At 71.0% G+C, this 18013-nt stretch carries 18 protein-coding genes; 8 read left to right on the top strand and 10 right to left on the bottom strand.

Going from position 1 to position 18013, the window contains the following annotated elements:
* Positions 1-185: 185 nt before the first annotated feature.
* The gene (locus VGO20_RS15495) at positions 186-776 is read left to right on the top strand and encodes an exopolysaccharide biosynthesis protein (RefSeq protein ID WP_327503273.1); all 591 of its coding nucleotides are present in this window, start codon (positions 186-188) and stop codon (positions 774-776) included.
* A 103-nt stretch (positions 777-879) separates the two neighbouring features.
* On the opposite strand, the gene serA is transcribed toward VGO20_RS15495, so the two are convergent.
* The 4 genes from serA to VGO20_RS15475 all read right to left on the bottom strand — a co-directional run bounded on the left by serA (position 880) and on the right by VGO20_RS15475 (position 6102).
* A complete protein-coding gene (gene serA / locus VGO20_RS15490; RefSeq protein ID WP_327503272.1) occupies positions 880-2457 on the bottom strand; it encodes a phosphoglycerate dehydrogenase in 1578 nt (525 codons plus the stop codon).
* A gap of 87 nt (positions 2458-2544) precedes the next feature.
* Entirely contained in the window at positions 2545-3708 is a 1164-nt protein-coding gene (locus VGO20_RS15485; protein WP_327503271.1) for a phosphoserine transaminase, read from the bottom strand.
* 114 nt (positions 3709-3822) lie between these two features.
* Positions 3823-5535, bottom strand: coding sequence for a hypothetical protein (locus VGO20_RS15480; RefSeq protein ID WP_327503270.1), 1713 nt, complete (start codon positions 5533-5535; stop codon positions 3823-3825).
* Between the two features lie 105 nt (positions 5536-5640).
* Positions 5641-6102 (bottom strand): MaoC family dehydratase, encoded by a 462-nt coding sequence (locus VGO20_RS15475; RefSeq protein WP_327503269.1) that lies wholly within the window; start codon positions 6100-6102, stop codon positions 5641-5643.
* A gap of 206 nt (positions 6103-6308) precedes the next feature.
* On the opposite strand from VGO20_RS15475, the gene VGO20_RS15470 reads away from it, so the two are divergent.
* The gene (locus VGO20_RS15470; protein WP_327503268.1) at positions 6309-7976 is read left to right on the top strand and encodes a hypothetical protein; all 1668 of its coding nucleotides are present in this window, start codon (positions 6309-6311) and stop codon (positions 7974-7976) included.
* Between the two features lie 42 nt (positions 7977-8018).
* On the opposite strand, the gene VGO20_RS15465 is transcribed toward VGO20_RS15470, so the two are convergent.
* The 3 genes from VGO20_RS15465 to VGO20_RS15455 are packed head-to-tail and all read right to left on the bottom strand — an operon-like array spanning position 8019 to position 9495.
* Positions 8019-8810 carry a PhzF family phenazine biosynthesis protein gene (locus VGO20_RS15465; protein WP_327503267.1) on the bottom strand — a complete coding sequence of 264 codons (792 nt, stop codon included), beginning with the start codon at positions 8808-8810 and terminating at the stop codon, positions 8019-8021.
* Between the two features lie 28 nt (positions 8811-8838).
* Positions 8839-9252 (bottom strand): GNAT family N-acetyltransferase, encoded by a 414-nt coding sequence (locus tag VGO20_RS15460; RefSeq protein ID WP_327503266.1) that lies wholly within the window; start codon positions 9250-9252, stop codon positions 8839-8841.
* 36 nt (positions 9253-9288) lie between these two features.
* Positions 9289-9495: a DUF1127 domain-containing protein gene (locus VGO20_RS15455; RefSeq protein WP_327503265.1), complete on the bottom strand. Its 207-nt coding sequence runs from the start codon at positions 9493-9495 to the stop codon at positions 9289-9291.
* 96 nt (positions 9496-9591) lie between these two features.
* On the opposite strand from VGO20_RS15455, the gene ehuR reads away from it, so the two are divergent.
* Entirely contained in the window at positions 9592-10980 is a 1389-nt protein-coding gene (gene ehuR / locus VGO20_RS15450; RefSeq protein ID WP_327503264.1) for a MocR-like ectoine utilization transcription factor EhuR, read from the top strand.
* Positions 10981-11002: 22 nt separating this feature from the next.
* On the opposite strand, the gene VGO20_RS15445 is transcribed toward ehuR, so the two are convergent.
* Positions 11003-11179 (bottom strand): hypothetical protein, encoded by a 177-nt coding sequence (locus VGO20_RS15445; RefSeq protein ID WP_327503263.1) that lies wholly within the window; start codon positions 11177-11179, stop codon positions 11003-11005.
* Positions 11180-11524: 345 nt separating this feature from the next.
* On the opposite strand from VGO20_RS15445, the gene VGO20_RS15440 reads away from it, so the two are divergent.
* Positions 11525-11725: a hypothetical protein gene (locus VGO20_RS15440; RefSeq protein WP_327503262.1), complete on the top strand. Its 201-nt coding sequence runs from the start codon at positions 11525-11527 to the stop codon at positions 11723-11725.
* Between the two features lie 3 nt (positions 11726-11728).
* On the opposite strand, the gene VGO20_RS15435 is transcribed toward VGO20_RS15440, so the two are convergent.
* Both VGO20_RS15435 and VGO20_RS15430 read right to left on the bottom strand, forming a co-directional pair.
* Positions 11729-12421, bottom strand: coding sequence for a response regulator transcription factor (locus tag VGO20_RS15435; protein WP_327503261.1), 693 nt, complete (start codon positions 12419-12421; stop codon positions 11729-11731).
* 249 nt (positions 12422-12670) lie between these two features.
* Entirely contained in the window at positions 12671-13093 is a 423-nt protein-coding gene (locus tag VGO20_RS15430; protein ID WP_327503260.1) for a hypothetical protein, read from the bottom strand.
* 166 nt (positions 13094-13259) lie between these two features.
* Between VGO20_RS15430 and motA the strand changes: the two genes are divergently transcribed.
* The 4 genes from motA to VGO20_RS15410 all read left to right on the top strand — a co-directional run bounded on the left by motA (position 13260) and on the right by VGO20_RS15410 (position 18001).
* Positions 13260-14126 carry a flagellar motor stator protein MotA gene (gene motA, locus VGO20_RS15425; protein ID WP_327503259.1) on the top strand — a complete coding sequence of 289 codons (867 nt, stop codon included), beginning with the start codon at positions 13260-13262 and terminating at the stop codon, positions 14124-14126.
* The gene (locus VGO20_RS15420) at positions 14123-15085 is read left to right on the top strand and encodes a flagellar motor protein MotB (protein ID WP_327503258.1); all 963 of its coding nucleotides are present in this window, start codon (positions 14123-14125) and stop codon (positions 15083-15085) included. Before motA ends, VGO20_RS15420 begins: the two co-directional genes overlap by 4 nt.
* 113 nt (positions 15086-15198) lie before the next feature.
* Positions 15199-16365 carry an acetyl-CoA acetyltransferase gene (locus tag VGO20_RS15415; RefSeq protein WP_327503257.1) on the top strand — a complete coding sequence of 389 codons (1167 nt, stop codon included), beginning with the start codon at positions 15199-15201 and terminating at the stop codon, positions 16363-16365.
* 22 nt (positions 16366-16387) lie between these two features.
* A complete protein-coding gene (locus VGO20_RS15410) occupies positions 16388-18001 on the top strand; it encodes an acyl-CoA synthetase (protein ID WP_327503256.1) in 1614 nt (537 codons plus the stop codon).
* Positions 18002-18013: the final 12 nt, after the last annotated feature.

Genomic DNA, 18013 nt, shown 5'->3' with positions numbered 1-18013 from the left:
GGGTACCCTTCCGCAGCCGGCTTCCCGAGCGTATTGGAGCCGATTTCCGAACCGGAACCAAGCGGGCGGTTCTCACGCCGTCGCGCGCGACTCATGCGCCCGGCCCCGCCGCACGGAACCTCGACCGGGGTTCCCGGATTGGTGCCGTAGTCGGCCGACAGAGCGGCGACCGCAGGAGAACGAGCATGACCGAAGAGCGGAACCACGCATTGAGCGACGTCCTGGACCGACTGGAGGGCGCCGCGCACGACGACAGCATCACCGTGCAGGAGGTGGTCGAGAAGCTCGGCCGCAAGTCGTTCGCGGCGCTGATGCTGATCTTCGCGCTGATATCCACCTCGCCGGCCAGCGCGATCCCCGGCATCACGGCGACGGTCGCGGCGATCGTGTTCATCCTGGTCCTGCAGATGATCCTCGGACGGGAATGCATTTGGCTGCCCCGGTTCATCACCCGCCGGCGCATGTCCACGCAGAAGCTGTGCAAGGGGATCGGCTGGCTGCGCCGGCCCGTGGCGTTCGTGGAGCGATTCCTGAAGGCGCGACTGACCTTCCTTCTGCATCGGCCGTGGCTCTACCTGCCGCTGGGCCTGATCCTCGCGCTCACGCTGTTCATGCCGTTCATGGAAGTGATCCCGACCTCGGGGTCCATCGCCTCGGCCGTGATCGCGTTCTTCGCGGCCGGGCTGCTGACCCGGGACGGCGGGCTCGTCCTGTTTTCGCTGATCCTGCTGCTGGCGGTGCCCGTGGCGGTCTGGCAGTTCGGCTTCGCCTCCTGACCCCCCGCCACCGGACCACCGGACCGCGGCCGGACCGCGGCCGGACCGCGGCGGAGGCGACCGGGCGCTGCCCGGTGCGAACCTCCGCCGCGGACCCGCAGGCTCAGAACGTCAGCGCCTTGGCGGTCACGACGCTGGGCAGGGTCGAGACCCTTTCGAGCAGGCCGCCCGCGATCTTCTGGTCGACCGAGACCAGCGCGATCGCCGTCTCGCCCGGCGCCGTGCGGCCGAGATGGAAGGTCGCGATGTTGACGCCCGCCTCGCCCAGCGCGGTGCCGAGCTTGCCGATGAAGCCGGGCTTGTCCTCGTTGCGGATGAACAGCATGTGCGCCGACAGCTCGGCCTCGATCGGCACCTCCTCGATGCCGACGATGCGGGGCTTGTCGCCGCCGAACAGCGTGCCGGTCAGCGAGCGGCTGCGCTGGTCGGTGCCGACGGTCAGGCGGATGACGGTCTGGTAGTCGGCCGTCCCCTCGCGCTTCGTCTCGGAGATGCGGATGTCGCGCTCGCGGGCGATCACCGGGGCGTTGACCATGTTGACGCTGTCGAGCAGCGGGCGCAGCAGGCCCATCAGCACGATTTGCGTCAGCGGCTTCACGTTGAGCTCCGCCACCGCACCCTCGTACTCGATCTCCACCGAGGTCAGGCCGCTCTCGGTGATCTGGCCGGCGAAGCTGCCGAGCTGCTCGGCCAGCTTCATGTAGGGCTTCAGCTTCGGCGCGTCCTCGGCCGACACCGAGGGCGCGTTCAGCGCGTTGGTGACGGCGCCCATGACCAGGAAGTCCGACATCTGCTCGGCCACCTGCAGGGCCACGTTCTCCTGCGCCTCGGTCGTGGAGGCGCCGAGATGCGGCGTGCAGATCACCTGCTCCATGCCGAACAGCGGGTTCTCCTTCGCGGGCTCGACATCGAAGACGTCGAGGGCGGCGCCGGCGACGTGCCCGCTCTCGAGCGCCGCCTTCAGGTCCGCCTCGACGATCAGCCCGCCGCGCGCGCAGTTGATGATGCGCACGCCCGGCCGGCACTTCGCCAGCGTCGCGGCGTTGAGCAGGTTCTTCGTGCTCTCGGTCTTGGGCGTGTGCAGCGTGATGAAGTCGGCGCGCGCCAGCAGCTCGTCCAAGTCCACCTTCTCGACGCCGAGATCGGCGGCCCGGTCCAGCGACAGGAACGGGTCGAACGCCACCACCCTCATCCTCAGGCCGAGCGCGCGCTCGGCGACGATCGAGCCGATGTTGCCGCAACCGACGATGCCGAGCGTCTTGCCGGTCAGCTCGACGCCCATGAAGCGGTTCTTCTCCCACTTGCCGGCGTGGGTCGAGGCGTTGGCCTGCGGGATGTCGCGCGCCAGCGCGAACATCATCGCGACCGCGTGCTCGGCCGTGGTGATCGAGTTGCCGAACGGCGTGTTCATCACGACCACGCCGCGCTGGGTCGCGGCGGGAATGTCGACGTTGTCGACGCCGATGCCGGCGCGCCCGACGACGCGCAGGCGCGGCGCGGCTTCGAGCACGTCCTTCGTGACCTTGGTCGCGGACCGGATCGCGAGGCCGTCGTACTCGCCGATGATCGCCTTCAGCTCGTCCGGCTTCAGGCCGGTCCTGATGTCGACCTCGACGCCGCGCTCCTTGAAGATCTCGACGGCGCGGGGGCTCAGATTGTCGGAAATGAGAACCTTGGGCATGGGTATCGCCTCCAGGCGTGGCGGTGCCGAAGCCGCCGCCGAAGCGGCGGCGGCGGTACCGGGACCGTAAGTCGGGGATGGGAAGCGTCAGGCCGCTTTCGCGATCTCGGCCTTGGCGGCGGCGTAGGCCCAGTCGAGCCAGGGCAGCAGCGCCTCGACGTCGGCGGTGTCGATGGTGGCGCCGCCCCAGATGCGCAGACCCGGCGGCGCGTCGCGGTAGGAGCCGATGTCCTTGGCGACCCCTTCCTTCTCCAGGATCGAGGCCACCTTCTTCGCCAGCTCGGCCCGGGCCTCGGGCGCCAGCCGCGTCACCTCGGGATCGACGAACTCGAGGCAGATCGAGGTGCAGGACCGCGTCGCCGGGTCCTTGGCCAGGAACCCGGCCCAGGGAGAGCGCGCGACCCAGGCCGACACGGCGGCGAGGTTCGCCTCCGAGCGCGCGATCAGCGCGTCGAGGCCGCCGATGGAACGGGCCCAGTTCAGCCCGTCGATCGCGTCCTCGACGGCGATCATGGACGGCGTGTTGATCGTCTCGCCCTTGAAGATGCCTTCGTTCAGCTTGCCGTCCTTGGTCATGCGGAACAGCTTGGGCATCGGCCAGGCGGGCTTGTGGCTTTCGAGGCGGGCGACCGCGCGCGGCCCGAGCACGAGCATGCCGTGCTGCCCCTCGCCGCCGAGCACCTTCTGCCAGGACCAGGTGACGACGTCGAGCTTGTCCCAGGGCAGGTCCATCGCGAACGCGGCCGAGGTCGCGTCGCAGATGGTCAGCCCTTCGCGGTCGTCGGGTATCCAGCCGCCGTCGGGCACCCGCGCGCCCGACGTCGTGCCGTTCCAGGTGAAGACGACGTCATGGGAGAAATCGACCCCGGAGAGGTCGGGCAGTTCGCCGTAGGGCGCCTGGAGCACCGTCGCGTCCTGCAGGCGGAGCTGCTTGACGACGTCGGTGACCCAGTCCTTGCCGAAGCTCTCCCAGGCCAGCATGGTCACCGGGCGGGCGCCGAGCAGCGACCACAGCGCCATCTCGACCGCGCCGGTGTCGGAGGCGGGGACGATGCCGAGACGGTGCGTCGCGGGAAGGCCGAGGATCGAGCGGCTGAGGTCGATCACCTCGGCGAGCTTGGCCTTGCCCTCCTTCGAACGGTGGGAGCGGCCGACGAGGGCGTCGGAGAGCGCCTCGATCGTCCAGCCGGGACGCTTCGCGCAAGGACCAGAGGAAAAATTGGGGGTGCGAGGCCGCGTATTCGGCTTCATAAGCTATTCCTTCCAGAATAGTGCGACCCGGTGGGGGGTCGTGGCCCGCCGCCGATACTAGGTAGCCCCCTAGGAAAGTCAAATTATAAAGAAGTTTATAATCCGGTCGGGCGCTCAACCGCCCGTTTCACCCGCCGGTTCGCAGGCTCCGGCCGCGACCAGCAGCCGCTGGAGCCTGAGCAGCGCGTCGCGGCCCTCGGCCTCGCCGAAACGCTGGCGGTAGGCGTCCGCGAAGTCGGGTGCGGCGAGTGCGCGGCGCAGCACGTCGGCGACGAAGTCGCGGCATCGCCCCGGCGCCAGCGGCACTTTGGCGCAGGTGCGGACGAGGTGGTCGACGCGGTCGGCAAGCGGGCGGCGCACGCCGAGGACGTCGCGGCGCAGGACGTCGAGCAGCGCGTCCTCGACCTCGCGGGCCAGCGCCCCGCCCTGCCCCGGGCCGATGCCGGCCTCCTCCAGCCGGTGCAGGACGCCAGCCAGGGCCGGCACGCCGTCGGCGCGGGACGGGCCGTCCGGCACCAGCTCGCGCATCAGGACGCGCGCGGGCACCCCGCCCTCCAGCAGCGCGCGCAGGCGCCGCCGATTGGCCTCCCCCGGCGTCCGCGCGATCAGGCGCGCGAAACGGTCGAGGCGGTCGGCGGCGAGCCGGGCCGGCGCGAGGGTGGCGTCGAGGCGGTCGCTCTGCAACGCCCGGCCGGCGCGCAGCTCGATCGCCTCGCGGATCTCCTCGTCGCGGGCCAGGGCCGGGCTGTGCTCGGCCATCGACCGGGCAAGGCCGTCGAGGGCGTCCAGCTCCTGGAACAGGTCCTCGCCGGGGCGCAGCTGGGTCGGCCGATGCAGCTCCTCCAGCAGGCGCAGGCGCAGGCCCGTGCGGGTCCTGGGGGCGAGCCCCGCCCCGACCATCGCCGCGAACCGCGCCAGTGCCGCCGCGTCGCCGCCCGGCGGACCGGGCGGCCGGCCGGCGTGCAGCGCGACCAGGGTCGCCAGCACCGCCTCGGCGCGCTGCGCACCCGCCAGCTCGCGCAGGGCGGCGGGCGACCGCACGATCTCGGCCGCGACCGTGTCGAGCAGCCGGTAGTGGCGCACGGCGAGCCCGTCCCCGACCAGATCGCCGATCCGGCCGAGCTTGGCCGTCCAGGTCGGCGCATCGCCCAGATGGGCCGCCAGCGCGCGCATCAGGTGGAAAGGCGCCTGCGCCCCGCAGGACGCCTCGATCCCCGCCGCGACCGCGGCCAGCCCGCGCCCCTCGACCGCGGTGAGCGGCGTCTGCCGCTCTATCGCGCTCAGCCGGGCGAACGCCGCATGGACGAGGTCCATCAGCTCGAGCTGCCGGCGATTCGCCCGCATGCCGGTGCCGGCGACCTGGGACATGGCGGCGCGCTGGACGGCGCCCTCGAGCATGGCGTGATGGGTCGTCAGCTCCCCGGCGCTCCGGGTGGAGTGGAGCAGTTCGACCGGCGTCAGGCGGCGGGGCTCCAGGAACCGCGCGAGATGGACCGCGATGGCGGCGCGGGCCGGCTCGGCGTAGAGGTCGTCGACGGACAGGCAGGGCGCCGCACCCTCGGCCCCGCCGTCCCGGCCGGACACGGCCTCGCCGGCAGCCGCCCGCGGCCAGGCGTGCAGCACCGTCCGCTCGGCGTGGTCGTATTCGGGAAACCGCCAGCACCGGACGACACGCCCGCCACCCTTCGCCCCGTCGCGCAGGACGCCCGCCGCCATGCGCACGAGGCTGTCCGGGTCGCACGCCTCCGCCGCCAGCGTCCAGCCGTCCCCGTCCCGGGTGTGGAGCTCGTAGACGACGGAGATCTCGGGTGTCGGAAATTCGGCCATGCCGCCGGTCGTCTGGTCCCCATTTCACAAGAGTCCAGTACACATCAGGTCGAGAAGGCAGTAAATGGCTAAATGACCAGTAAAACTTCTCGCATATGCGAGACGTCAGGCGTCCGGGGTCTCGGGGCGGCGGCGCGCGACTATGTGATCGAGGGTCATGGTCAGCACCGGCTCGCCGTCCTGATTGAGACCGGTATAGGCGAACCGGATGCGGCCGCGGTCTTCGCGGCTCCTCGACGGTTCGACCGACACCACCTCGACCGCGACGCGCAGGGTGTCGCCGGGACGGACGGGCCGCAGCCAGCGCATCTCGCCCGCGGTCCCGCCGAGATTGCAGGCGGCAAGGACGCCGGTATCCATGAACAGGCGGAACACGAGGGCCATGGTCTGGAAGCCGCTGGCGATCAGCCCGCCATAGAGCGAGTTCTCCGCCGCGACCTTGTCCCGGTGGAAGGGCTGCGGGTCGTAGGTGAGCGCGAAGTCGACGATCTGGGCTTCCGTCAAGGTCGTGCCCGGTGTCTCGAACCGGTCGCCGGCCCGAAAATCCTCGAAGTACCGCTGCTGCATATCCCCGCCCTCTTCAACCCGTCGCGATCGAGACACGCCAGCCTGCCCGCGGATGCCCGCCGGAGCAAGTCCATGCCCGGCCCCATGCTCCGGCCCCATGTCCCGGCGGGGTGCTGGCCAGTGGGCATATCCTGCCCGAGAGCGCCCGGGCGCCGATCCTATCGGGTAGCATCCGCCGTGGCGACCAGCTAGCCGGAGGCAGCCCTATGAGCACGCACGGGACCGCCAACTCCGTCACGGGAACGGAGGGCAACGACGACCTGGCCGGCACCGCCGGCACCGACCGCATCTACGGGCTGGCCGGCAACGACGTGATCCGGGGGCTGGCGGGCGCGGACGCCCTCTGGGGCGGGCCGGGCCGGGACCTGCTCCACGGCCAGGAGGACGACGACTACCTGTCCGGCGGCCCGGGCGCCGACATCGCCAATAGCGGCCTCGGCGACGACATGGTGGCGGGCTGGGCCGACGGCGACGTGCTGCTCGGCTTCGGCGGCGACGACTGGGTGATCGGCTATGACGGGGACGACTTCGTCGACGGCGGTCCCGGCGACGACCGGCTCGACGGCGGGTCCGGCGACGACGCGGTGTTCGGACGGGCCGGCGACGACCGGCTGATCGCGGGCGACGGCGATGACCGGCTGTACGGGGACGGGCCCGGCCTCCGACTGTTCGAAACCCTCGTCGGACCGGAACTGGATCCGATCGCCGATCCGTTCCTGCAGAACTTCGTGCTGGACCAGGAGATCGCGGTCGGCACCGAGGTGATCGCCACCGCCGATTTCCTCACCAGCCCCGGCTCCGGGGTCGGACGTAGCGTCAACCTGTACGATCCCGAAACAGGCTCCTTGAGGACCACCATCGAGTTCCCTGGCGGTCCGAACCTCCAGGTGAACGACATATCGCTCGCGGTGGATGGCGCCACCCTGGCCATCGGCGTCAACTATTCCGAGTTCGGAGCACCGGCCGACTACGGCAGGGTATTTCTGTACGACGGCCTGACCGGGGAACTGCGGCAGACGATCGAGATGCCCGCCGGGATCGAGGCACGCTACTTCGCGACCGACGTCGCGGTCTCCGGCGACCGCGTCCTGGTCGGCTCGCCGAACGAAGGAGACACCGGTCGCGCCTATCTCTTCGATGCTTCTTCCGGCGAACTGGTGCGGACGATCGAGCACCCGGCACCGGATCCGGACTACAGCAACTTCTTCCCCGGTAACTTCGGCGCGGCCGTGGCCCTGAGCGGGGAGCGCATCGTGATCGGCGACCAGCAGAGCAGCGTCGGCGAACCGCAGGGCTTCGGTGCCGTCTACGTCTTCGATGCCGAAGGCGAGAACCTGCTGGAGATCCTGACCGAGTCCGATCCGGCCTCGGGCAGCGGCTTCGGCGCCCAGGTGGCCGTGGAAGGGACCACGGTCGCAGTGTCGTCCGGCGGCTCGCTCGGGCCGGTGCCGGCGGCGATCCACCTCTACCGCACGGAGGAGGCCGCGGGCGACGATTTCCTGTATGCAGGCGCCGGCGACGACCTGCTCCTGGGCGGCGGCGGCGGCGACCTGCTGTTCGGCGCCGACGGCAACGACACGCTCGACGGCGGGGACGGCGGCGACTGGATCGCCGGCGGGCGGGGCGACGACGAGCTGACCGGCGGCGGCGGCGGGGACGGCTTTACCTTCGGCCCGGACTGGGGCCGGGACGAGATCACCGACCTCTCCGAGGGCGACCGCGTGTTCTTCCGCGGCGCGGGCATCGACGCCCTGGCCGATCTCGGCCTCGGGGACGTCGACGGCGACGCGGTGCTGAGCCTCGGCGCCAATACGCTGACGCTGCGCGGCGTCGCCGCGGCCGGCCTCCAGGAGGACTGGTTCTTCTTCGCCTGAGCCGACGCGCGCGCAGACCCGGGCGGCTCAGACCTGGGCGGCTCAGACCTGGATCGAGCCTTCCAGGTACAGCACCGCCTGCCCGGAGACCAGGACCCGGTCGCCCGCGAGCCGGCAGTCGAGCGTGCCGCCGCGGGGAGACACCTGGCGCGCGTGCAGTTCCGTCCGGCCGAGCCGCCGCGCCCAGTAGGGCGCGAGGGTGCAATGCGAGGAGCCGGTCACGGGATCTTCCGTGATGCCCATGGACGGCGAGAAGAAGCGCGAGACGAAGTCGACGCCCTCCTCGTCGCCAGGCGCGGTCACGATGATGCCGTACCAGCCGGTCTCGGCCAGCCGGCCCTCGTTGGGAACGATGGAGCGGACGGCGGCGGCGTCGGGGACGACCAGCATGTAGTCGCGCGACAGACGCGCCTCGACCCCCTCCGGGAGATCCAGCGCGGCCAGCAGCTTCGCATCGACCGGCGCCTCCTCGCCGGGCCGGGCCGGGAGGTCCAGCGTGTAGCGGTCGCCCTCGCGGGTGACGGTGAGCGTACCGGCCTTGCGGGTGGAGAAACGGAGCCGGTCGCCCCCGACCCCCAGGACGCCCGCCAGCACGTAGGCGGTCGCCAGCGTGGCGTGGCCGCACAGGTCGACCTCCTCGTTCGGGGCGAACCAGCGCAGTTCCCAGCCGTCGCCCTGCGGCACGACGTAGGCGGTCTCGGACAGGTTGTTCTCGACCGCGATCGCCAGCAGCACGTCGTCCGGCAGCCACTCCCGGAGCGGGACGACCGCCGCGGGATTGCCGGTGAAGAGCCTGTCGGTGAAGGCGTCGACCTGGTAGATCGGAAGGCGCATCGGCCCTGTCCCCCGTGACTGGCCGCCCTCAGTCGAGCGGCGTATCGGTGAAGTCGAAGCACTGCGCGTGCCGCATCAGGCCGGCCCTCTCGTAGAAGCCGACCGCGCCGGGAGCGGAGAGCAGGATGCAGCGGACACCGGGCCCTCCCGCCTCGCGCCGGACCACGCGCAGCAATCCCCTGCCGACACCGCGCCCCTGCCACGCGCGGTCGACGGCAAGGTCGGAAAGGTAGCAGCAATAGCTGAAATCGGTGACCGCCCGCGCGACGCCCACCAGCAGCCCGGCCGCGCGCGCCGTCACGATCAGGCCGGCGTTCGCGAGCATGGCCTCGATCCGCAGCCGGTCGCCGACGGGCCGACGCTCCGCCAGGCCCGAGCGCTCGAGCAGGTCGATGAAGGCGTCGGCGTCGAGGCTGGGCTCACGCCCATAGGCGACGGTCACTGCCGGTTCCCGGTCCATCGATCCCCACATCGGTTGTCAGGGGCGCCAAAACGGCTTGGCGATCTCCCGCGCGACATCCTCGCCCGAAAGGCCGATGTCGTCGAGCAGGTGCGCATCGAGCCGCGCGAGCATCGTGCGCTGGCGCCGCCGCTCGAGCCAGACCTGCAGAAGGGTACCGAACAGGTTCCGGCTTCCCACCCTGCCGACGGCACGCGTCCGAGGGCTCATGTGAATTGTACGCATACAATCCTCCTTCACTCCGGCCCATTGGGGCCTTCGTTATGGTAACAATTTGTTTAACGCTTGCCGATGGTGGTGTTCAATCCCTACATTGTCACCATGACAAGTTGGAGACCCGAGATCGCCGGCCATCCCGGCCCGCGCTACCGCGCGATCGCCGACGCGATCGCGGAGGACGTCGCCGCGGGACGGCTGGCGCCCGGTACCCGGCTGCCGACCCATCGCGACCTCGCCTGGCGGCTCGGCGTGACGGTCGGCACCGTGACCCGCGCCTATGCGGAGGCCGAGCGGCGCGGCCTGATCGGCGGCGAGGTCGGACGGGGCACCTTCGTGCGCGGGCAGGCGCCGACGCCCCGGCGCCAGGAGGTCGAAGACCGTGCGACGCCGGAGATCCTCGACCTTTCCATCGACCAGCCGTCGCTCGGCCTGCTGGCGGAACCGGTCGAGCGCACGCTGCGTCGGCTCGCCGGCGAGATGCAGGTCGAGCGGACCCTGCGCTACCACGCCCATGCCGGCATGCGCGCCCAGCGCGAGGCGGGCGCGCGCTGGCTGGCGCGGGCCGGCATCTCGGCCGCGGCCGAGCGCGTCATCGTGACGAGCGGCGGGCAGAGCGGGATCTCGCTCGGCCTGCTGGCGGTCGCGGCGGCCGGCGACACGGTGCTGGTCGAGAGCCTGACCTATCCGGGGGTGAAGGCCCTGGCGGGGACGTTCGGGCTGCGCCTGCAGCCGGTCGCGACCGACGGGGACGGGCTGGTGCCCGACGCGTTCGAGGCGGCGTGCAGGGCCCACCGGCCGCGGGCATTGTACGTGATGCCCAACCTGCACAATCCGACGCTCGCCACGATGCCGGAGGAGCGCCGCCGCCGGATCGCCGGCATCGCCCGCGAGCACGAGGTTACGATCGTCGAGGACGACGTCTTCGGCTGCATGCTGGACGACCCGCCGCCGGCCCTGGCGGCGCTCGCACCCGGGCAGACCATCCACGTCACCAGCCTGTCGAAGTCGCTGGCGCCCGGGCTCAGGATCGGGTTCCTGACCGCGCCGGAGGCCCTGGTGGCACGGGTCGAACAGGTGATGCGGTCGCTGTCCTGGATGGCGTCCCCGCTGGCCGGGGAGGTAGCGCGGACCTGGATCGAGGACGGCACCGCCGAACGGGTGGCGGAGGCGCAACGCCGGGAGACGCAGGCCCGCCAGGCGCTCGCGGCGGAGATCCTCGGCCCCATAGCGGAGGGCACGCCTGCCACCGCCCCCCATCTGTGGCTCGGCCTGCCCGAACCGTGGCGGCGCGAGGAGTTCGGACGCGCGCTGCTGCGCCGTGGCGTGAAGGCGGCGATGGCGGACGCCTTCGTGGTCGGCCGGTCGCCCGCCCCCCACGCGGTCAGGGTCAACGTGACCGCTCCCGCCAGCCGGGCCGAACTCGCCCGCGGCCTCGAGGTGGTCGCGGAGCTGCTGGCCCGACCCGACATGCTGATGCTGTCGGTGGTGTGACTACGCCCGGGGGCCGGCGTGACTAGGCCAGGAGACGGAGCGTGGCGGCCGCGGCGAACCAGAGGGCGAGCCAGCCCAGAACGCTCAGCGCGACCAGCACCAACAGATTGGTGAGCGCCGGCCGCGGACCGCGGCAGCCGAGGGCGAGGAGGCATTCTTTCAGCAGGCGTCTCAGCCCGGCGTCACGTATTCGCTGCATCTAGCTCTTGGGGCGGAGCGGCTCGGGGATTCGGCGCACGTCCATGCGGTTCACGACCAGCCGAGACTAGCCGCGCGGCATAGTCCGTCCAAGCCGCGCAAAGGGTCTGCACCGGCGGCCCACGCGCCTGCACCACTGCCACGCGACCCACCCCGTCCGCACGCGCACGGGGTGCAACCACCCCTTCCGTTCGGATAGGCGCGCCCTGCGCCGGTGCCGTGCACCTCGCGGGACAGGATCGTCAGAACAGGTGCCGCCGGTGGAACCGGGGGCACGTCGCTCCGTTTCCCTCGCAGTCCATCGGGCGCAGTCGATCGGGCGGCGCGGCCCGTGCAGGAGGGGACCATGGAGAACCGCGAGATCTGGACCACCGCCCAGCGGTTCGTCCGACTTTACGGGCAGGCGGCGATCTTCGAGGCGATGCGGCTCGCCCACCGTCCCAACGACGAGCGCGCCGGCACGTCGCGCCCGGAGGACTGGCGCCTGGTCGCGTTCGCGGCCAGCCAGATCCTCGAGAGCGTCGAGCCGCACCAGAGACCGCACTGAGCGTCAGGACACCTCGGTCTCGGAGACGCTGATCCCGCCGGCGACGTCGTTCGAAAGCGCCCACAGCGCGGCCTGGGTCCGGTTCGACACGTTCAGCTTGCGCAGAAGGCGTTTCATGTAGATCCGCACGGTCGCGGCGCTGATGCCGAGGGTCGAGGCGATCTGGCGGTTGTTCTTGCCTACGCGCAGGGCGGACAGGACCGCCAGTTCCTGGCGCGTGAAGCTGCGGCCGAGGCGGCCGTCGCCGAGCACGGGGCGGTAGCGCTGGTTGGGCACGAGGTGCCGGGCGAGGCTGCTGGGAAACACCTTCTCGCCGAGCAGGACCAGGCGGACGGAGTGGAGCAGTGCTTCGGATGAGACCGACTTCAGCAGGTATCCCGCCGCGCCCGCCTGCAGCATGGTCGTGAGGGCCGACATGCGGAAGTTCTCGGTCAGGACCAGTATCGGCACGCCGAACTCGGTAACCATGTCGCGCACGCGCTCGGTGCTTTCACGGTGGTCGCCGGGATCCGCGATCACGAGCCTCGGAGCCGGGCGGCCGAGCAGCTTGAGGCGCCCGGCGTCGATCTCGTCCGCATCGGCGGTCACGGCCGCGCCGTGCTCGACCAGTATGCGCTTCAATCCCTCCCGGAACAGCCGGTTCGCATCCACCAGGGCGATCGGCGTGCCTTCGAGGTCGGTCCCGTCCTGAATCATCTCTGGCATTCCCCGGCGGCTGGCACGGTTCGTCTACGTTCCGAACGTGCGGTCGCCAAGAACTTACCTGAATTTTCATGTAATTACGCAGGACCGGAAAGGTGTTATGCCGCTTAAGAGGTACGATATCGACCGTTCAGCCATTGCCGGCTCCGGCCGGGCACCGGGCGGCTCCACGGTGTAACAAAAAGAAGACATCGGCATGCCCGACGCTCCAGCCGGGCGCAGGCGTCGATACCGGCCGAGGCCTCAGTCCCGGCCGAAGGTCACCGGGGGTTCCCAGCCGCGGCGCTCGCAGATCGCGAGGAACCGCTCCAGCGTCTCGGGCGTGAAGGCTTCGTCGGCCACGTCGCTGATCCGGTCCATCGTGCTGCGCCACAAGGCCTGGTCCATGCCGGTGACCATCAGCTCGTCGCGGATCGCGAAGTGAAGGACCTCGCGCCGGCGGGATGCGACGGCACGGCGGACCGCCTGGTCCTGTCCGCTTCCGAACGCCCCCGCGATCTCGTTCTCGATATAGGCGAGATAGTCGCGCCGATCCTTCAAGGTCACCTCGATCAGGCGGGAGATCAGGCAGTCCGCGAGGATCGCCGCGCGGTCCTCGCGGTCGATGGTGTCGTCGATGTCGTCGCGGATGCGGGTGCGAAGCGCGGCTTGGGCGAGCGTCGGCATGGGGCGGATCCGTTCGGTGGTCACCGCCGGGATTGTGGCCGAAATTGGTTAACGAACCTACTGCCGGTTCCATGCCCCATAAACCATTCCTTCACCGCCGGCGGCTACAGCATGCCTCCCACCTCCCGCAGCACGTCCCGGAGACGGGACCCGAACAGGGCAGCCCATGCTTCCGCTCGCCGGTATCGTCATCATCTTCGTCATGGTCTTCGGCGGCTACATCCTCGCCGGAGGCAAGATGAGCATCATCGTCGGCGCCCTGCCGTTCGAGATGATGATGATCGGGGGTGCGGCGCTCGGCGCGTTCCTGATCTCCAACGGGGCGGCGGTCCTGAAGGGGGCGGCGGCCGGGCTGAAACAGGTCGTCTCGGGACCGAAATGGAACCGGGACGACTACCGCGACCTGCTGTGCCTGATGTTCGTCCTGACCAGGACGATGAAGTCCAAGGGCATGATCGCGATCGAGCCCCATATCGAGAAGCCCCACGACAGCGACATCTTCAAGCGCTATCCGAAGATCCTCGGCGACCACTTCGCCCTCGACTTCATCTGCGACATGCTGCGCATGGTCTCGATGTCGATGGACGACCCGCACCAGGTGTCCGAGGCGATGGAGCGTCAGCTCAAGAAGCATCACGGCGAGGCGCTGCGCCCGGGCGACAGCCTGCAGTCCATGGCCGACGGCCTGCCCGCGCTCGGCATCGTCGCCGCCGTCCTCGGCGTCATCAAGACGATGGCCAGCATCGACCAGCCGCCGGCCGTGCTGGGCAAGCTGATCGGCGGGGCGCTGGTCGGCACGTTCCTCGGCGTGTTCCTGTCCTACGGCCTCGTCGGGCCCTTCGCCTCGCGCTACCGGCAGATCGTCGACGAGGACGCGCAGTTCTACGCGGTGATCCGCGACGCCATCGTCTCCCACCTCAACGGCAACGCGCCGCAGGTCTCGGTCGAGGTCGCGCGCGGCAACGTGCCGAGCCCGATCCAGCCGAGCTTCGGCGATCTGGAGGACGCCCTGAACCAGGCGACGGCGTCATGAGTGCCGCGCCCGAGGGCGGCAACCGCCGGCCGATCATCATCAAGAGGGTCGAGGAGGCGCATGGCGGCCATCACGGCGGCGCCTGGAAGGTCGCCTATGCCGACTTCGTGACGGCGATGATGGCGTTCTTCCTGCTGCTGTGGCTGCTCGGCGCCACGACGGAGGAGCAGCGCAGCGGCATCGCCGACTATTTCAGCCCGACGACGGCGGCCTCGGTGTCCATGAGCGGCTCGGGCGGCGTGATGGGCGGCCTGACCATCTCCGTCGACGGGCCGATGGCCAGCAGCGGCTCGCTGGTGGCCGCCCCGGGCGTGCCCTCCGGCCTCGCGCGCGAGCTGGGCGGCGACCCCGACGCCATCGAGGCCGGCCAGACCGACGGCACGTCGCGGCTGAGCCGCAGGGCCGATCACGAGGCGGCCTCGGCGGGAGCCGACCAGGACGGCGCGCGGGAAGCCGCGGCCAGGGAGGAGGAGATCGAGCGGGAGCGCTTCCGGGAGGCGGAGCGGGAACTGCGCGAGGCGCTGGCCGGGCTGCCGGAACTCGACGGGCTGTCGGAGAGCGTGCGCATCGACCACACGCCGGAGGGACTGCGCATCCAGATCGTCGACCATGCCCGCTACTCCATGTTCCCGAGCGGCAGCGCCCAGATGCCCGGACGCACGGCCGAACTGCTGGCGCTGGTGACGCGCGCGATCGCCGACCTGCCGAACAGGGTGTCGATCCGCGGCCACACGGACGCGCGCCCGTTCCCGGCCGGCTCGGGCCGGGACAACTGGATCCTCTCGGCCGAGCGCGCGAACGCGACCCGGCTCGCCATGATCGCCGCCGGGCTGGCACCCACCCGCCTAGCCAACGTCGTCGGTCTCGCCGATACCGAGCCGCTGGTCGCCGACCAGCCGCTCGACCCGCAGAACCGGCGCCTGTCGATCATCCTGCTGGCGGCGCGGCGCGAAGGCTGAGGAGCCATGCGGGCCGGCAGGCCGCTTCCCCCTTGCCGATCCGCCCCGCACCGCCCTACCCTGCCTTCCCCTCGCTGCAGTGCGGCAGCGGACCGGAAAGCATGGAGACAGGCATGAGCGGTTGCATCGTCGGTTGGGCGCATTCGAAGTTCGGCAAGCACGAAGGCGTCGGCGTCGAGGAGCTGATCACCGGCGTCGCGGCCGAGGCGATCCGGCATGCAGGGCTCGAACCCGCGGACATCGACGCGATCTATGTCGGCACCATGAACGGCGGCTTCGTGCGCCAGGACTTCCCCTCCTCCCTGGCGCTGCAGACCGACCCGGCGCTGCGCTTCAAGCCGTCGACCCGGGTCGAGAACGCCTGCGCGACCGGCTCGGCCGCGATCCACCAGGGGCTGAACGCGATCGCCGCGCGCAAGGCGCGCCGGGTGCTGGTCGTCGGCGTCGAGAAGATGACCGAGGTCTCGGGCCAGCAGGTCGGCGAGCTGCTGATCCGCGCCAGCTACGTGCGCGAGGAAGGCGAGATCGAGGGCGGCTTCGCCGGCGTCTTCGGCCGCATCACCCAGACCTATTTCCAGCGCTACGGCGACAAGTCGGACGCGCTCGCGCGGATCGCCGCCAAGAACCATCGCAACGGCGCGGTCAACCCGCTGGCGCATTTCCAGAAGGACCTCGGCTACGAGTTCTGCCGGACCGTCTCGGACAAGAACCCGCTGGTCGCGGGCCCGCTGCGCCGCACCGACTGCTCGCTCGTCTCCGACGGGGCGGCGGCTGTGGTGCTGGCCGACCTCGACACGGCGCTGGCGCTGCCGCGCGCCGTCGCCTTCCGCGCGGCCGAGCAGGTGAACGACCTGCTGCCGATGTCCAAGCGCGACATCCTCCATTTCGAAGGGGCGGAGCTGGCCTGGAAGCGCGCGCTGGCCAATGCCCGGCTCGGCCTGTCGGACCTGGGCATGGTCGAGACGCACGACTGCTTCACCTCGGCCGAGCTGATCGAGTACGAGGCGATGGGCCTGACCCCGCGCGGCCAGGGCCACGTGGCGATCGAGGAGGGCTGGACCGAGAAGGACGGCAAGCTGCCGGTCAATCCCTCGGGCGGGCTGAAGGCGAAGGGCCATCCGGTCGGGGCCACCGGCGTCTCGATGCACGTGATGGCGGCGATGCAGGTGACCGGGACGGCCGGGCCGATCCAGGTCCGCGACGCGAAGCTCGCAGGCGTGTTCAACATGGGCGGGGCCGCCGTCGCGAACTACGTCAGCATCCTGGAGGCCCTGCGCTGACGAAGGGAGGCCCCGGCGAGCCATGCTGACGCCAGCCGCGAGCTACGACGAGCTGACCCGCCGCTTCGCGTGGCGGGTCCCCGGCCGCTACAACATCGGCGTCGACGCCTGCGACCGCCACGCGGCCGACCCGGACCGGGTGGCACTGGTGTTCGAGGGCGAGGACGGCGCGGTCCGGAAATACACCTTCCTGGAGCTGATGCGCCTATCCAACCGGCTCGCCAACGTCCTCGACGCCCAGGGCGTGCGGCGCGGCGACCGCCTGGCCGTGCTGCTGCCCCAGGCGCCCGAGACGGCGGTGGCGCATCTCGCCGGGTTCAAGGCCGGCCTGATCACGGTGCCGCTGTTCACGCTGTTCGGCGAGGAGGCGCTGGAGTACCGGCTGGCCGACAGCGGGGCGCGGGCGCTGGTCACCGACGCGGCCGGCGCCGCCCGGATCGCGGCGATCCGCGACCGGCTGCCCGACCTGCGCACGGTGCTGTGCATCGACGGCGCGCCGGCGGGCACGCGGGACTTCCACACCCTGCTCGACGCGGCGTCCGACGCCTTCCGCCCGGTCGACACCGCGGCCGACGACCCGGCGGTGATCATCTATACCTCCGGCACGACCGGCAACCCGAAGGGCGCGCTCCACGCCCATCGGGTGCTGCTCGGCCATCTGCCGGGCGTGGAGATGCCGCACGAATTCTTTCCCCAACCCGGCGACCTGTTCTGGACGCCCGCGGACTGGGCCTGGATCGGCGGGCTGTTCGACGTGCTGATGCCGGCCTGGCATCACGGCGCGCCGGTGCTGGCGCACCGGTTCCGCAAGTTCGACCCCGAGCGCGCGGCCGACCTGATGGCGCGCCACGGCGTGCGCAACACCTTCCTGCCGCCGACGGCGCTGAAGCTGATGCGCCAGGCCGACATCGGCCATCCCGGGCTGCGCCTGCGCAGCATCGGCAGCGGCGGCGAAACGCTGGGAGGCGAGCTGCTGGACTGGGGCCGGCGTGTCTTCGGGCTCACGATCAACGAGTTCTACGGCCAGACCGAGTGCAACCTCGTGGTGGCCAACTGCGCGGGACTGATGGAGGTGCGGCCGGGCTCCATGGGCCGGCCGGTCCCCGGCCACGAGGTCGCCGTCGTCGACCCGGAGGGCAATCCCCTGCCCGTCGGCGAGACCGGCGCGATCGCCGTCCGCCGCCCGGACCCGGTGATGTTCCTGGGATACTGGAACCGCCCCGAGGCGACGGCGGAGAAGTTCGCGGGCGACTGGCTGCTGACCGGCGACCTCGGCCGCCGCGACGAGGACGGGTACCTCTGGTATGTCGGCCGGGACGACGACGTCATCACCTCGGCCGGCTACCGGATCGGTCCCGGCGAGATCGAGGAATGCCTGATGCGCCACCCGGCGGTGGCGCTGGCCGGCGTCGTCGGCGTGCCCGACCCGATCCGCACCGAGCGGGTCAAGGCCTTCGTCGTGCTGCGCCCCGGCCGGAGCGGCGACGAGGCGCTCGCCCGAGAGATCCAGGACTTCGTGAAGACGCGCCTCGCCGCCCACGAATACCCGCGCGAGGTCGAGTTCGTCGACGAGTTGCCGATGACCGCGACCGGCAAGATCATGCGCCGCGCGCTGAGGGCCCGGTCGGGCGGTTAGGCTTTGAGCGCC

Source organism: Arenibaculum sp. (assembly GCF_035998295.1).
Taxonomy (GTDB): Bacteria; Pseudomonadota; Alphaproteobacteria; order Azospirillales; family Azospirillaceae; genus DASYHS01.
The sequence above is the reverse complement of the archived record's forward strand: the minus strand, read 5'-3'. Positions and strand labels throughout refer to the sequence as shown.